The 15,290-nt window shown below is 51.9% G+C and carries 17 protein-coding genes; 10 read left to right on the top strand and 7 right to left on the bottom strand.

What is annotated here, in order from left to right; genetic code table 11:
• Positions 1-148 precede the first annotated feature (148 nt).
• The 4 genes from F8N44_RS27215 to F8N44_RS27230 all read left to right on the top strand — a co-directional run bounded on the left by F8N44_RS27215 (position 149) and on the right by F8N44_RS27230 (position 3,384).
• On the top strand, positions 149-679 hold the full coding sequence (locus F8N44_RS27215) for a TIR domain-containing protein (protein WP_150652484.1): 531 nt from the start codon (positions 149-151) through the stop codon (positions 677-679).
• Entirely contained in the window at positions 672-1,895 is a 1,224-nt protein-coding gene (locus F8N44_RS27220; RefSeq protein WP_150652485.1) for a toll/interleukin-1 receptor domain-containing protein, read from the top strand. The genes F8N44_RS27215 and F8N44_RS27220 overlap by 8 nt, the downstream gene beginning before the upstream one ends.
• A complete protein-coding gene (locus F8N44_RS27225; RefSeq protein WP_150652486.1) occupies positions 1,892-2,707 on the top strand; it encodes a hypothetical protein in 816 nt (271 codons plus the stop codon). The genes F8N44_RS27220 and F8N44_RS27225 overlap by 4 nt, the downstream gene beginning before the upstream one ends.
• Positions 2,708-3,039: 332 nt before the next feature.
• Positions 3,040-3,384, top strand: a complete 345-nt coding sequence (locus F8N44_RS27230) for a hypothetical protein (RefSeq protein WP_191630956.1) — start codon at positions 3,040-3,042, stop codon at positions 3,382-3,384.
• A gap of 325 nt (positions 3,385-3,709) precedes the next feature.
• Here the strand turns inward: F8N44_RS27230 and F8N44_RS27235 are convergent, their stop codons facing one another.
• From F8N44_RS27235 to F8N44_RS27255, 5 genes are all read right to left on the bottom strand, one after another.
• Positions 3,710-4,648, bottom strand: coding sequence for a toll/interleukin-1 receptor domain-containing protein (locus tag F8N44_RS27235; RefSeq protein ID WP_150652487.1), 939 nt, complete (start codon positions 4,646-4,648; stop codon positions 3,710-3,712).
• A gap of 388 nt (positions 4,649-5,036) precedes the next feature.
• Positions 5,037-6,521, bottom strand: coding sequence for an SIR2 family protein (locus F8N44_RS27240; RefSeq protein ID WP_150652488.1), 1,485 nt, complete (start codon positions 6,519-6,521; stop codon positions 5,037-5,039).
• Positions 6,522-6,833: 312 nt separating this feature from the next.
• On the bottom strand, positions 6,834-7,940 hold the full coding sequence (locus F8N44_RS27245) for a DNA alkylation repair protein (RefSeq protein WP_150652489.1): 1,107 nt from the start codon (positions 7,938-7,940) through the stop codon (positions 6,834-6,836).
• A gap of 2 nt (positions 7,941-7,942) precedes the next feature.
• Positions 7,943-8,548: a glutathione S-transferase gene (locus tag F8N44_RS27250; protein ID WP_110720452.1), complete on the bottom strand. Its 606-nt coding sequence runs from the start codon at positions 8,546-8,548 to the stop codon at positions 7,943-7,945.
• Between the two features lie 61 nt (positions 8,549-8,609).
• Complete coding sequence (locus F8N44_RS27255) at positions 8,610-9,518, bottom strand: MurR/RpiR family transcriptional regulator (protein ID WP_150652490.1); 909 nt, start codon at positions 9,516-9,518, stop codon at positions 8,610-8,612.
• A 401-nt stretch (positions 9,519-9,919) separates the two neighbouring features.
• On the opposite strand from F8N44_RS27255, the gene F8N44_RS27260 reads away from it, so the two are divergent.
• From F8N44_RS27260 to F8N44_RS27270, 3 genes are all read left to right on the top strand, one after another.
• On the top strand, positions 9,920-10,324 hold the full coding sequence (locus F8N44_RS27260) for a TraR/DksA family transcriptional regulator (RefSeq protein ID WP_003225981.1): 405 nt from the start codon (positions 9,920-9,922) through the stop codon (positions 10,322-10,324).
• Positions 10,325-10,922: 598 nt separating this feature from the next.
• Positions 10,923-12,146: a methyl-accepting chemotaxis protein gene (locus F8N44_RS27265; protein WP_412071565.1), complete on the top strand. Its 1,224-nt coding sequence runs from the start codon at positions 10,923-10,925 to the stop codon at positions 12,144-12,146.
• Between the two features lie 113 nt (positions 12,147-12,259).
• Entirely contained in the window at positions 12,260-12,463 is a 204-nt protein-coding gene (locus F8N44_RS27270) for a hypothetical protein (RefSeq protein ID WP_122600076.1), read from the top strand.
• A 28-nt stretch (positions 12,464-12,491) separates the two neighbouring features.
• Here the strand turns inward: F8N44_RS27270 and F8N44_RS27275 are convergent, their stop codons facing one another.
• Together F8N44_RS27275 and F8N44_RS27280 are read right to left on the bottom strand one after the other, a co-directional pair.
• On the bottom strand, positions 12,492-12,728 hold the full coding sequence (locus F8N44_RS27275) for a DUF2789 family protein (RefSeq protein ID WP_150652492.1): 237 nt from the start codon (positions 12,726-12,728) through the stop codon (positions 12,492-12,494).
• A gap of 48 nt (positions 12,729-12,776) precedes the next feature.
• Positions 12,777-13,028 carry a hypothetical protein gene (locus F8N44_RS27280; protein ID WP_116029188.1) on the bottom strand — a complete coding sequence of 84 codons (252 nt, stop codon included), beginning with the start codon at positions 13,026-13,028 and terminating at the stop codon, positions 12,777-12,779.
• A 420-nt stretch (positions 13,029-13,448) separates the two neighbouring features.
• Here F8N44_RS27280 and F8N44_RS27285 point away from each other — a divergent pair, with 420 nt between their 5' ends.
• The 3 genes from F8N44_RS27285 (at position 13,449) to F8N44_RS27295 (ending at position 15,236) form a co-directional block, all read left to right on the top strand.
• Positions 13,449-13,898: a hypothetical protein gene (locus F8N44_RS27285; protein ID WP_175554633.1), complete on the top strand. Its 450-nt coding sequence runs from the start codon at positions 13,449-13,451 to the stop codon at positions 13,896-13,898.
• Positions 13,895-14,092: a hypothetical protein gene (locus tag F8N44_RS27290; protein ID WP_150652493.1), complete on the top strand. Its 198-nt coding sequence runs from the start codon at positions 13,895-13,897 to the stop codon at positions 14,090-14,092. The genes F8N44_RS27285 and F8N44_RS27290 overlap by 4 nt, the downstream gene beginning before the upstream one ends.
• Before the next feature lie 127 nt (positions 14,093-14,219).
• Positions 14,220-15,236, top strand: a complete 1,017-nt coding sequence (locus F8N44_RS27295; RefSeq protein WP_150652494.1) for an ABC transporter substrate-binding protein — start codon at positions 14,220-14,222, stop codon at positions 15,234-15,236.
• The last annotated feature ends 54 nt before the right edge of the window (positions 15,237-15,290 follow it).

The raw sequence follows: 15,290 nt of genomic DNA on the forward strand, positions 1-15,290 counted from the left end.
TTCGAGATCCTAATGTCAATCCTCCGAATATCGTACGATAATTCTAATAACGAGGGGTTGCATACCCTCTACCTGTCTTGATATTAGTATCCACCTCGCACTATATCGCGCGCGAGTGTTCACAAGAAACTCAAGGATCGATGAACCAATGAACCTCCAAGAAATTTTGAAATCTCTGGAAAAGCCTGTTAAGCATAAAATTTTTGTTAGCTACCACCACAAACTAGATCAAGCTTATTACGACGCGTTCTCGAAACAATTTCATGATACCCATGAAGCAATACACGACGCTTCCTTGGATAATGAGATAGACAGCGACGACACTGAATATGTACTCCGGAGGATTCGCGAGGAATACATAACCGGCACTTCGTGCACAATAGTCTTGATTGGCGCAGAGACTTATCAAAGAAAGTATATTGACTGGGAGATAAAAGCAACCCTTGACAAGGAGCATGCTCTTCTCGGTATCTACCTCCCATCTGCACCAAGAAACGGAGTTAACATAACTGTACCAATCCGATTAGCTGACAACGTCCGAAGTGGATATGCGGTATTCACAAGCTGGGAGAATGCAACTGCGTCACCAGCATCTCTTGACAAGTACATCAGCGAAGCAAAGGGAAAATATAAATCACTTATAGACAATAGCCGCGACAAGAAGAAGCGCAATGGTTGAAGCAAACTGTAGCGATCTCGCAAAACCATTTTTCGTTATTTATGTCGTATGGCACCCAAGCTTTGAGTCAGGGGAGGAAATTGCCAATAAAATAATGCAACACTTTCGGCGTGATATTTACAAAAACATCGTAGGAGGTGCCGGAATTCCAGTGGTATTTCGCAGCGCCTGCATGCCTGACCATGAAAAGCCTATAACAATTAATACCGAGGACTCTCAGACATCCGCTATCATTGCGTTGGTGGACGAGAAACTCTGTGAATCGCAGCACTGGGTTGACTACCTTAAGACCCTCTCAATCACGACCGTAGAGTCTAATAAAACCGGATTCAATAGCCTTCTATTCCCTGTGTCCATAACTAAAGAAATTCTACATAGAGCTAGCTTAGCTGAGCAAGCACTAAGATGGGATTCATGGATAGGTGATGAAAAGGAAAAAACCAAACGTTTAATCAGCGAACTCACCTATGAATTTTGCCGAATACTCAGGCATCAGCTTGCGCAGCTCGAACACCCAGATATTAGGAATTTGGAAAACTATCTAAAGAAAGTACAAATATTCTTAAGCCACTCAAAACATGATAGCGATGGTACTGAAATAGCCTCAGCCATAAGAAAGAGAATACACGAAGGCCATGGCCTCTCTTCGTTCTTTGACGTTAACGACATTCCAGCAGGGCTCAGGTTTGATGAGGTCCTAATAGCGCAGGTGCGCGTCAGCGCGATGATAGCAATTCACACAGATTCCTACTCGTCAAGGGAGTGGTGCCGAAAGGAAATCATTGAAGCCAAGACTTGGAATGTCCCGCTTGTAGTTGCTAATAGCATAAACAACATGGACGAAAGAGGGTTCCCATACATGGGGAATGTGCCAGTGGTTCGTCTCGGCTATGATGCTACAGATGCTTCTCGCATAGACATTGTCATCAGCAGACTTCTTGACGAGGTTTTGAAAGACTTCCTCTGGCGCTGTCAGACCCACGAAATAAAAAAGCAGCTTCAAGGAAAAGCATTCCTCATTCCACGTCCGCCTGAGTTGATATCGCTCTCCTGTGTTCCTGAGGGACCTGAAGACCTCGAAGGCCAGCAAACAGAAATTTTACTAATATATCCAGATCCTCCATTGAGTACTGAGGAGGAGAGATTGATCAATAGGGTTGCGCCTAATGTGCAACTGAGAAGCCTAGCCGAATGGAAAGCGGGGGCTACCAGGTGAGTTACAAAGAAGTCTTAGACGGCTCGAAGATCTCTATATCGATTTCAGAGAGCGAGAACATGGCAGGACTGGGTCTAAGTGAGGCCCATCTCGTGGACGCAATGTGTGAAACTGCACGTCACATGCTCGCTCTAGGTGCAACAATAACCTACGGAGGCGACCTTCGAAATCATGGCTTTACAAAGATACTGTACGAGCTTGTATCCAGGTATCGTAAAGATTCTGATGATCAAAATAACTTGGCAAGCGTAATAAGCTTTCTTGCATGGCCAGTATTCGTACATTCCAAGCTTGACGAATTGCTCGCGTTGACGAGCGAAATGGATGGTACAGCCGAAATAAAGATTATTGACGAACAATCCAAGACGTTGTCACTTGAGGATGCTGGTCGTCTAATGCCTGGTGCAAAGTTTAATTGGTCCTCAGGGCTTACTGCAATGAGGAAAGCAATCACTGACGACTCGACAGCTAGGATTGTCCTTGGAGGGAAAACATCACAATTTAACGGCATCATGCCAGGTGTTGCCGAAGAAGTTTTTATATCCCTACAAAGCCATAAACCCGTTTTTCTGCTAGGGGGGTTTGGCGGCTGTAGTCGAGAAATCTTAGATCTAATGGGTGTCGAAAATCAGTTCGCTCCGTCGAGGCCAGTCTGGCCCCATGCTGATGTGTTCACACAATACCAACTAGAGGACCTGAAAAACGGTCTCACCACGGAGGAAAACGTCGCACTTGCCAACACTCCTCACATTGACCAAGCAATTGTTTTGGTTATCCGTGGGTTAATGAATCTAATCGCTCCTAGTTCCTAGACTTAATCAGGTTCTGCCAGCTTGCAGATAGTGTTGTGAGAGATGTTTCGGAGGGAGGGCATTCTAACAGGGCACCAATGATTCATGTGCTTATGAGGAGAATGCTTTTCTTCTTGAACAAGCCATGCAGGCTGCACAGAATCTTAAAATATTGCGAGAGAGGCAGTCAGTCGAGCGCTAGTATCGCCGCTACTGGAGAGTGATCACATGATTGCTGCATCGTAGCTGCGGGCTAGCGTTACGTAGGTAGAGGCGTCCTTCCGGATTGGCTAGGTATCTATCGATATCTGAAAAAAATAATGGGTGTTATATGAGTCGGATTGAGGTCATGTATGAGCGGAATTTTTTCCCGAATCAACATTGATGTTCTTGATTCGGTAAATCAGCGTCTTAAAAAGTGTCAGCCAAAAATTTATGAACGGCTGGTAGGGCCTCTTTATGAGCGTAAAAGAGATAAAAAATTCAGGTGTTACTGTAATAATCCGAAAAGCCTGCATGATATTTGTCAGGAAATAATAAATGATGAAGTGCATTTTCATTCGTTAATATGTGATGCTTGCTGGCAAAAAGATGTGGTAAAAACTTGGGGTTATTATGGTTGGGCAAGCAAATTAATTCCCTATAAAACGTGGGGCGCTTTGTGTGAAAAACGTGCGCATGCAAAATTTGTTCAGTAAGTTTGCTCTGTTTTAGTATTTTTTTGCATCTGGCCGGTGCATTCTTTGTCATTGATCGCTTCTGGCCGACTCCCGCCTGTCGTGACCGGTAGAGACCGGCCAAAGCTGTCTCTCATCACGGCAGCAATGGGTAGGCCAAAACTGCATCTTCTGAATAAGTATCGGTGCAAGTCAGCGGGGGGCTTCTTCATTGAGAGCCACAGTCGTTGCTATTCATTCATGAAAAAGGGGCGAATTTATTTTCAGAAGTGAACCTAAAAAACCTTCCCCTTTTTCTTGGAATATTAGTATTTGTTGAATTTAAAAAAAGTCCCAGTATAGATGATCATGATAGTGATCGACGCAAAGATGGGGATACGTTGCTGATTGAACAGTCTCCTCCGAGAAACCAAGTGACAGAGATTTTTTGTCGGCCCGCAAGAATCCTTAGAATATGCTCAATCAAGAATGACTTGGAATTAAGCTCGTTGTTTATTTGTGAAAGACTCGTGCAGCTATTATTTACAATGGCGGAAACGACTGAGCGAAACACGACGCCGTAGTTTTCCACATGTTCACTAGCATACAATTCAAATCCAGAGTCTGTTATTGAGACTGATGGAAATTCCCCTCCCAAAAAATGCTGAAGATAGAATGTCCCGTGTTCACCGAGCGCCTCAACTGATTCTCTTAATTGATGCTCTGGGATGGTCAATTTGCCATTTTTGCAAAAGGCCGAAATATTTACGTGTCTCGAACCTGTTTCCAGAGCGAACTCGCATGCCAGCTTGTACACTAGGCTGTCTATATTGTTGTGCCCGACGACACTGGGGCCAAAGTTATTGACATAAATCGGCGGTTTGCCAAGAGCCGGCTTGTCCGAAGCACCAAAAATCGAAGCAACGATACGTTCAAGGCTGGGCTGATACGAAGCTGTATCATGGATTTTCTCCCAAAGAGTGGCTTTTAAAACTTCAGGAACTTCGCAATCGTCGATAACAACGGGAATTAATTTACTCCCATTATTGATTCGCTTCACACAAGCTGCATCAAGCTCATGTTTGACCCAAGGCTTTTCAACGCTATTTTTCGACAGCACAACTATAACTGCTTGGGCGCCCTTAATCCCTTCTTCAAATATTTTGGTTATGAGGCTGTCACCAGGCAGCATTTCCCATTTATCAAGCCACGCATCAACTCCATTGGCCCGCAGCTGTTTTGCAAAATCCAAAACAAAGCGATCTTTGTCTTCACTCGCATGACTTACAAATACTTTGGGAGACATGTCCATTCTCGCGTAATTGTGGTGTCAGATTATGAGCAGCGCTGCAAAAAAATAGCTACCCGCATCGAAAGCTTCGAAGCGATTTCTAGCTGCATACGTCAGCAGGTTCTTAAGAACTGTCCAGAGCTTGGGATTTAGCCCCTCTAGGGTTGGCGCGAGGGATGGTGTTGACAGCTAGAAAAAATCTGAATCGTTCACGCCTCGGTAGCTTTTTTTGAACGACCGCTCTTGGCCGGAAGCGGCCCGTCATGAGCGGCACCAATCGGCCAGAAGCTGACACTTATCAGGACATGATGAATGATGTGCCTCGATCGCGCTTTAGGGGCCGTTTTATGGATACATCGCAGCTCTTCAATCGTCCTTTGCTAATGGATGGCGTAACGAAGTTTTAGCCCTCGCGGATACGATTAAGAATTTTAGGAATATCACCATACTCCTCATACCAAATCACCGTTACACCGAGCTCCCGCATGAGCTCTTCATTTGTGCTGTGGTGCCTGTCCAAGAAACGGTCAATCACCAAGCTTGGGATTTTCAGCTGATGTCCACGATCGCCACTCTTGAATTTTTTTGAGGTCAAACGACGCATAAATGCAAAATGCTTTGGTTTCTCAATGGATTTAGAAGCGATTTCTAACAAGCGTCGCAAATTCGGATCCGTGAGAGAAAGACCAATCATAAGGCACGATGTTTCCTTGAACCCGTTTAACTGCACCAAGTTTGACCAATGATAAGAATCGCGATAAATCAGATGGTAGCCTTCCTCTGAAAAAACCAAAGTGCATCGATCTAAATTAGAATACTTGTCTCTAGTCTCAGGCAAAAAACCGTGAACATGGTAAATCGGCAGCTCCTCAGCACTTGGAGTTTCAAACTCCTCAAAAATACTTTTATGGACAAGGCCGCGTCCTGATAGGGTGCGCTCAATGAAATCATCAAAGTTATAAGTAAGAATTGATTTTACCTTCGCACCTGTCCTGGTAGGCGTACAGAGACGAGCAATGGCCGTAATAAGTTCTGACTCTATTTGGAAGTCTTCGTTACGTAGGGAATATAGCTGATGAGTGATTGCTTCAATGAAGCTTTGCTGTTCAGTCGGCGATCCAACAGAAAGTCCCTTTCTGATATACCTAGCCAGCATCAGAGCGGAGGGTCCATCAACCTCCATAAGTCTAGAAACAATCTGAGAAACTTGGGCAGTATCGCTTTTGTCTCCTCCAATATTTTCTTGTGCCAACATAGAGACGAAAAGAGAATTTAGAAGAGTGTTCCAATCTGGCAAACCTGCGCTACTGGATACCCCCGCACCTAAAACTAACGAAAAACTCCCGGATCGATACTGCTCTGCTACTAGCTTAATGAGTTTGTCTCGCTCTTCCAGCCATGGTTTCGTTGGACGAGTCACGGCCATTTCCAAACGTAATGAAAACAAACTATCAGTGAGCTTGCTCACCTCATCTTTATGTTTGCGCATGAGGTCATTGATTTTTTTCTCCCCCCAGATAAACACGGAGGCACGGCCATGAGCATCAGGTTCATGGAGTATGTAACTCAGTGTTGACTCGGGCATCTTTGGCGCAATAATTAACAGCCCGAACCCCGGTTCGCCGTGCATTCGAAAAGAGTCCAGCAACGATTTAACTTTATCTTTAGTTGCCGTAAAAATATATTCAATGAAAATGGGAGTAGATAGATCCCCAATGCCTTTAGGGGCGACAGCTTCGAACAGTGATGTGTGAGTGTCGAGACTATTGACCTCTTGACCGTAATGAGCCGCTTCAATTTGAAGAAGCTTGGTAAGGAACGCCTCAAGAAACAGATATCCCCCAGAGCCGTAAGACCCCACGCGCTCTTCCAAAGCAAAAAAATCCATTATTTCCGATCTCAGTAGGTGACGGCGCCGGTGGTTAGGTGAGGTTACATGCCATATTTCAAAGTAATCACGCTATCACAATGCTATTGCGGTATTGAAGCTCTGCATCATGATCACTCTCCTGAGAGCCCATGACGGTGGCTACCGAGAGAAGCTTCGCCAGTTTAGAAGTAATAGAGTTCTAGTTTTTTTCGATGTCATTAAGCAGCCGACAATCGCGCGCTACTGATGGCAGCACCTGGTCGAAAGCAGCCCCATACGTAATTACCTATCAATCCGAGTACTGCCAGATCAACGAATCCACACACGACCTCATCCAGCAACGATGTCAAACGCAGCGCTACCCAAAACCTCCCCATTAACCATAACCCTCAACCCATGCCGCCCCACAAAATGCTTCCGCGTCGTAAAATCCTTAATCACCTGCCGCCTCCCCACAACCACACTCTCAAACCCCGCCAACACCACCGTCTTCAACTTAAAAACCTTCCCCGAAACCCCGCCATTCGCCTTCACATAGTCAATCGCATAATCAATCACCAACCGCTGTTCATGCGCCACCGTCGACTTCACCACAAACGACAACGTAATCGCTTCCCCCAACCTCACCACCGCCGGTTCAACCCGTACATCCAACAACTCAACCTCAGCCTTCGCCCCGGCACCAATCACCGTCAGCGCCCGCAAATCCCCCTGCTTGATCAAACTCCGCAACGCATGCTTGGCAATCCAGGCCGTGTGCTTGTTATCCAGCGACCATCCTTCAATCGTGTCCAGCACCCACCCCGGATGTACCTTCGTCACATCATTCAAATGATTCGCCACGGACTTGCGTACATACAAACTCTCATCCGCCTTCAACCGATCCAGTATCCCCGCTGCCAACTGCGGATCCGCCTGCACCGCTTCCAACCGAAACGACCAAGGCAGGCGAGGGCGGCTGCCTTCGCTGGCGAGTCGTCGGACGTGGTGGTTCTCATCGCGGGTCCAGTCGTGCATCAATTCCAGTGAGCGCTCGAGGTCGCTGCGCAGAAAGTGGCGGATGGCGAATTCGGAGGAGCCGAAGGTGGTGAAGTACTTCAGGGCGTCCATGGAGGTGTCGAAGGCGTGACCGCCGTAGCTCGCGACGTAATGCGGCAAACACATGCTGACGAATCCGCTGTTCAGCCTTGGTGCGAGTTCGAAAAGCACTTCCAAGGAATCTTCGTAGTCCAGCGGCAACACCGCATGCAGGCTTTCACTGACACGCGCCATGCGTTGCATAACTGATAATTCAGCGAGTCCGTCTTGGGCATGTTTGAGAAACGCCTTGGCCTTGAACGTCGGGTACACGGCGCTCATTTCGCTGGCGATGTGCTGCAAGCGCTCGGCGTTGAAGATTTCCTTTAGCGCCGGGGCGGCGGTGTCGGTGGTGCTCATGGTCAGGTCATCGGGGTGCTGACGAACGCTTCGAGGGTTTCGGCGTAGGCGGTGTATTGGGCGATGTGGGGGTAGCGGCGGGTGTCGATCTGGTCGGGGACGACGAGGTCGGTAAAGCTCCAGGCGACGGCGAGGCTGATGCCGGCCTGGGTGAGGGTGCCGTCGGTGGGCAGGCCGGTTTTTTCCAGTTCTTGCTCGAGGGCGGTGAAGGCGGCGGCGAGTTGGCCTTCGACGCGTTCGACCCACGGTTGGTATTGAATGTCGGCCGGGCGCAGGTTGCGTTCGTAATAGAGCTGCACGGCTTTTTCGCAGGCGGCGAGGCTGAGGCCGATCAGGCGCAGGGCTTGGGCGCGTTGTTTCAGGTCGGTCGGCAGCAGGCTTTTGCCGGAACTTGCTTCGAGGTAATCGAGGATGAGGGTCGAGTCCATCAGGACTACGCCGTCGTCGAGGATCAGTGTGGGGGCTTTGACCACCGGGTTGATCTGCTGGAATTGCTCGAAGTGGCGGAACACCGAGACCGACTCGTGTTCGAGGTCGATGCCTAGGCGTTTGGCGGAGATCGCCACGCGACGTACGTAAGGGGAGTCCAGCATGCCGATCAGTTTCATGACGCGTTCCTTCAAGTCAAACCGGTGGGAAGGCATAACCTAGCCGACGCTGAGGCAATTGTCAGTCGTCGAAGCCGGGTTGTTCGTGAATCTCATCGACATTCAGTTCCAGTCGATAGGCCACCGCCACAAACAACGCCTGACACAAACACAACGTCGCACTCAGCGAACGAAAGGCGAGGGCGCTGCCTTCGTTGACCAGCAATACGCTGTTGGCGAGTTTCGCCAGTGGCGAGAGCTGGCTGTCGGTGAGGATCAGGGTGTTGGCCTGCTGCTGGCGGGCGAAGCGCAGGCAGTGTTGGGTTTCTTTGGCGTAGGGCACGAAGCTGATGGCGATGACCAAGTCGCTTGCGCGCACGCTGCGCATTTGTTCTCGATAGCTACCGCCTAGCCCGGACACCAGGTGAATTTTTTTCTGAGTGTGTTGCAAGTTGTAAACGAGGTAGTCGGCGACGGCGAAGGAGCGGCGCACCCCGACGACATAAATGTTGTCGGCGTTGACGATCAGGTCGACGGCTTTTTCGAACGCGGCGTCGTCGAGTTCGCGGCCCAGGCGTTCGATGCCGGAGCGGGTGGCGTCGATGCATTCGCGGGCGAGGTCGCCGGCGCTGGCTTGCTGCGACTGGTTGGCGATCATGCTGCGGACGCGTTGCTGGTAGTTTTGCACCGGCGAGGCTTTGTGCGTGTAGGCACTGCGGAACAGCGCCTGCATTTCGCTGAAGCCGCTGAAACCGAAGCGTTGCGAGAAGCGCACGATGGCGGACGGGTGGACTTCGCACTCGCGGGCGATGTCGCTGATGCGGTCGACCATGATCCGGTCGCTCTGCTGGCTGATGTAGCTGGCGATGCGTTTGAGCTGGCGCGGCAGGGCGTCGTATTCGTCGGTGATCAGTTGCAGCAGGCGCTCGGCATTGATCGGGGGGCTGGCGAGTGAAACCTCGTCGGTGGCCGGCAGATCGGGGCGGGGCATAGGTCATCCTTCAGGCTGTTTGATCACACGGTGGGCCTGATAGTAGGGGGGCTTTTGCGGGTCTGCTTTGCTGAAACGATGCAGTGCGTGGTAAAAAATTGCGTCTGAGCGCTGCGTGGTTAGCCGTTTGTCTTCTATATACAGCCGCTCGACTGAATTTCTTGCTATAAACGCACTCCGATGGCCGTGTAATCGCTGTGTCAGAGCAGTTTCCGTACGTTGTCGGACAAATTCCCTGTATTTACAGTTGCTGAGGCCTCATTCGGGCCTTAGACTGCCGCCCCTCGTAAATTGAGTGCCGGGTGGCATTTGCAATAAACGATGCCTTTTCGCCGACCGCACACGGTTCGCCGAAACGCTCCCTAATTCGCCTTAATGCACGTTTTTTTATAGAGATATCAATGACAAAGGACAAGTTGCTGGCTATGCCGGCAGATGACTACATGAATGCAGAGCAGCACGCTTTCTTCACTGAGCTGCTGCAGAACATGAAAGTCGAAACCCACGAGCGCATTGAGCAAAATCGTATCGCCATCGAAAGCCTGGACACCCCGGCTGACCCGGCGGACGCGGCTTCGGTTGAAGAAGAGCGCACTTGGCTGGTGAACGCGATCGATCGCGACCAGCGCATGCTGCCACAACTGGAACAAGCCCTTGAGCGCATCAAGGAAGACAGTTTTGGCTGGTGCGATGACAGCGGCGAGGCCATTGGCCTGAAGCGCCTGCTGATCAGCCCGACCACCAAATACTGCATCGAAGCTCAAGAGCGTCACGAGCAGATCGACAAGCACCAGCGTCAGGCCTGATTTTTCCGGCGCTGTGATCGCGGGCAAGTCCGCCCCACAAGGTTCAACACCGAACCTGTGGGAGCCGGGCTTGCCCGCGAAGCTTTTTATCGTCCGCAATATTTCCGCGCGATTCCATTGACCTGCCACAGACCCCACGACTAACGGACCATGGATAATGGCGTTGTAGTGGCGTTTAATGCAGTCACAACAATGAGAACAAGCGTGGGGTGTTGATATGACGAGAGACGGATCTCTGGTTGGGGCTTTGCCTGCACCAGTGCTTTTGCCGAAAAACCGCTGGATCGCACCGACCTTGCAAAGCATCGCCCTGATGCTGTTGCTGGCCGGCATGTCCCTGGCCGAATGGTCGCTGTACATCGGCATGCCGCTGGCGGTGCTGATTGTCTGGCTGCCGCGCCTGCGCTCTCGCGCTATCCCCGATACCCAGCCTGCCGACAGCGGCAGCGCCATGTCCGAACTGACCCGCGACCTTTCCTACACCACCAGTCATAACGCCTTGTCGGCGGCGGGCGTGGCGTTTTCGGTCAAGGAACTGGCGAGCAAACTCGAATCGCAACTCGATGCGGCGGCGCAGATCGTCAGCAATGCCGAGGTGATGATCGCCACCGAACATGCGACTTCGCAGCTCAGCCGTGCAGCGCTTGAAGCGGCGAGTCAGGCGCATCACAGCAGCGCAGCAGGGCGCACGGAACTGCTGGACTCGATCGCGCGTATGCATCAGCTCAGTCAGCGCGCCAATGCTAGCCGTGAACTGATCGAAGCCTTGAGTGTGCGCAGCGATGATATTCAGCGCGTGACGTTGGTTATTCAGTCGATTGCCAGTCAAACCAATCTGCTCGCGTTGAACGCGGCGATCGAAGCGGCGCGGGCCGGTGAGCATGGTCGCGGTTTTGCGGTGGTTGCGGACGAAGTTCGCGGATTGGCGGCGCGCACGGCCTCGGCAACCGGTGAGGTCGGTGAGATGGTCGCGGACATTCAACAGCGTACAGCGCAGGTGGTGGAGCAGATTCGCGAGTTGTCGAGTGATCTGCAGATCGGTGTTGAACAGGTCGAACACACCGGTCAGCATCTGGAGAACATCGCGCGACTGGCGGCCGGGGTGGAAATCCAGGTCGGTGAAATCGCTCAGGGCGCGGAAACCAATCGCGAACAACTCGACAGCCTGTTCAAGGCCATCGAACAGATGCGCAGCGATCTGGCGATCAGCGATCAACAGACCCGCCGCCTCGCCGAAGCAGCGGTGCAGATGGAAGGGCAGGCGGAAACCATCAGCGAGCGTCTGGCTGAAGTCGGTCTGGATGACTATCACCAGCGCATCTACGATCTGGCCCGCGAAGGGGCGAGTCAGATTGCTGCGCGGTTCGAGGCGGATGTCGAGCAGGGCCGGATCAGCCTTGAGGACTTGTTCGATCGCCAGTATCAGCCGATCCCGAACACGCAACCGGCGAAATTTCAGACCCGTTTCGACCGTTACACCGATCAGGTGCTGCCGGCGATTCAGGAGCCGTTGTTGCCGCGTCACGAGGGGTTGGTGTTCGCCATTGCCTGTACGCAACAGGGTTATGTGCCGACGCACAATCAGCTGTTCAGTCAGCCGTTGACCGGCGATGCGCAGGTCGACGCGGTGAACAATCGCACCAAACGCAAGTTTGCTGACCGCACCGGTATTCGCTGCGGCAGCCATCAGCAACCGGTGTTGTTGCAAACCTACACCCGCGACACCGGTGAACTGATGCATGACCTGTCGGTGCCGATCATGATCAAGGGCCGGCACTGGGGTGGATTGCGTCTGGGTTATAAGCCGGAGAAGCCGCGTTGAGGGATTGTTACTTCCGGTGCAATGAATCTGTGCACGGAGCTTGCTGTTTCCACTCGAAAGAAACCATTAATCTGACCGCTTAGTTAGGTTGCTAATGATTTCGGGAGGGCTGCATGCAGTGCAGAGTTGATGTCGCGGTGATGATCGGCAGTGGCGTACCGGCCGGTTTGCGCGCAATGGGTCGAAGTGTCTGCTGGGTGGTGTTGCTCAATGGCGAGCGTCGCGGCACCGCGTTTGCAAGCCGCGACGAGGCCGAGGAGTGCAAGGCTGCGTGGCTCGCGCAATTGCATGCCGAGCCGAGTGACAGCCTTCACTGACCATTGACCACTGACCACTGACCACTGATTACTTGCCGTCGTGCAGGCGTACATTCAGTTCATCGACCACGATTGCTTCTTCACCGTCGGCTCTTAACCATTCCTTGAGCAATTGCGCCTGTTGCGGTGTCCAGAAGTCGGCGTCGATCAGTTTGACCTCGTCGGCCAATCGATTCTTTTCGATGAAATCGTCGATTGCGTTACCTTCTGAAGGCAACCCCAGTTGATCGAACAGGGTTTTCAGATCGTATGCTGGCAGTTCCATCGTGTACTCCTTCGGTGGGCGCCGGTATGGCGCGGTCGATCGCTCTCTTTATCTGAGGCAGCCGTTCGCCAGGAGTTCGATCTTCGATTCAAGTGAACGAGCGAGGGCGCACGCTTCGTTGTGATCTTCGCGGAAACCTCTTACACGGCCGGTCGATGTTTCTTTTATATGGAAAAAAGCATTGCCAGCAGGCACGACCTGGAAGCGCGGACAATGGTCATTGATATCGGTGACACGTAGTATCAGTGGCGATTCGATCCGTGCGTCAGCAGTCATGGCAAAGTGAGTCCGAGTGCACATGTGAAGTCCTTTTCATCAGTTGGCCGGTAATTACTGGCCGTTTCGGGTAGTCGGAATGAGCATCGCTGCTCTAGAATCGCCAGTACCTGTTGACGACAGGGCTTATCTAAAGCAATTTTTCGCCAGCGATATGTCGGAAAAGTGCTTTTTTTCGTGAGAATTTTCCCTAAAGTTCGTAGTCAGACTGCTCTTGCCAGCGGTGAGGAATTTTCCTTCAAGCTTTGGCGACATCGGGATGAGTTTCGCGAGTGACAATCCAGTAGTCTTACGGACCTCGCGTTGAATCAGCACTCTGCTCTATTAGGGTTTTATTGATTTATTTGCAGTGACATCGGCCTGGCCGTTTTTTTGCCGTGCGCGTTTTCCGTGTGCGGTTTTTTCAGATGTGGGGATGTTTCTTTGGCAGTCAGTAATCTCGATATGCATGCTTTGTTCGTGTTGGGTGATTTGCGTGCAAAGCTGGTCAAGCTGTTCCAGTCGCGTTTTGTTTACATCACCGAACAGAACGCCGAAGGCATTTACGTGGCCGAGATCGACACCGAAAGCGCCTTGGTGGTTGATGACAAGCCGGGGCTCAAGCTCAAGGTCGGCGATCATTTCAGTGCGTCGGTCTTGCCCAGCCGTGAAGGCGGCAAGATGGATATCCGTTTTCGCGAAATCAAACTCACGGTCTATGGACTGGGCGATTACGCTTTCGTCGACACCGCTGACGGGCACGCGATCCTGTTCAAGGAAGGCCACAGCGTGGTGACCGTGTTCGCTGCTCATCAGCAACTGCAGGAAGGCCTGACCAAAACCCTCAAAGCCGTTACCGCCAAAGCCGCCAAGTGGCGCAAAGGCGAACTGGTGACGTTCAAGGCCAGCGAGTGAGCCGCTCGGTTTTTCATTCGCAGAACCTCGACACGGCGCGCGAGGAGGCTCGGCGTTTGTTTACCGCCAAGGCCGAGTTGCAGGGCGCCTGGCTGAACTGGGTGGCTGCACAGATTTATCAATTGCGTCCCGCGGAATACGCCAGCATGGTCAGACGCGAGCTGCAAAGCCTGCAGGAAAAGTCTGATTCGTAACCTCGTCCGGGGCATGGCCCGGAAAAAACAGGAACCTCGGCTACAGTCAGTTGACTGAGTATTCAGAGGCTTGCGGTCTTCTGTCAGGCCATCCTGTCATTGCTGTGAACAGCACGAGGTGCAATGCATGAACGGATTTCGACGGTTATTGGCCGCCAGCGTGGCCACGTTCGGTTTGCTGACATCAGCGCCATCGGTGATGGCCGCCCAGGCGCCGATCCATTTCGCCGACCTGAATTGGGAAAGCGGCAGCCTGATTACCGATGTACTGCGGATCATCGTCGAGAAGGGCTATGGTTTGCCGACCGACACCTTGCCTGGCACCACCATTACTCTGGAAACCGCACTGGCCAATAATGACATCCAGGTCATTGGCGAAGAATGGGCCGGGCGCAGTCCGGTATGGGTCAAGGCCGAAGCCGAAGGCAAAGTCGTCAGCCTGGGCGATACGGTCAAGGGCGCGACCGAGGGTTGGTGGGTGCCGGAGTACGTGATCAAGGGCGACCCGGCCAAAGGCATTAAGCCGCTGGCGCCGGACTTGCGCAGTGTCAGTGACCTTAAAAAGTACAAGGATGTGTTTAAGGATCCGGAAAACCCTAGCAAGGGGCGCTTCCTCAACAGTCCAATTGGCTGGACTTCAGAAGTGGTCAACAAGCAGAAGTTGACCGCTTATGGTCTGCAGGACGATTACACCAACTTCCGTAGTGGCTCGGGCGCGGCGCTGGATGCCGAGATCAGCTCTTCGATTCGTCGTGGTAAACCGGTGCTGTTTTACTACTGGTCGCCGACGCCACTACTGGGCAAATTCAAACTGGTGCAGCTTGAGGAGCCGCCGTTTGATGCCGAGGCGTGGAAGACACTGACTGACGCTGATAACCCCAATCCGAAACCAACCCGGTCACTGGCCTCGAAGCTATCGATCGGTGTGTCTACGCCGTTCCAGAAGCAGTATCCGCAGATTGCCGAGTTCTTCAGCAAGGTGGATTTTCCGATCGAACCGTTGAACAAGGCGTTGGCCGAGATGAGCGAGAAGCACACGGCGCCGCGTGATGCGGCAGTGGCGTTCATGAAGGCCCAGCCGGATGTGTGGCAGGCCTGGTTGCCGAAGGATGTGGCGGAGAAGGTTTCGGCTGATTTGAAGTAAAGGTTGAGGCTGTTGGCCTCTTCGCGAGCAAGCTCGCTCCCACAATGGATATGT

It is taken from the genome of Pseudomonas fluorescens (genome assembly GCF_902497745.1).
Lineage (GTDB): Bacteria > Pseudomonadota > Gammaproteobacteria > Pseudomonadales > Pseudomonadaceae > Aquipseudomonas > Aquipseudomonas fluorescens_BM.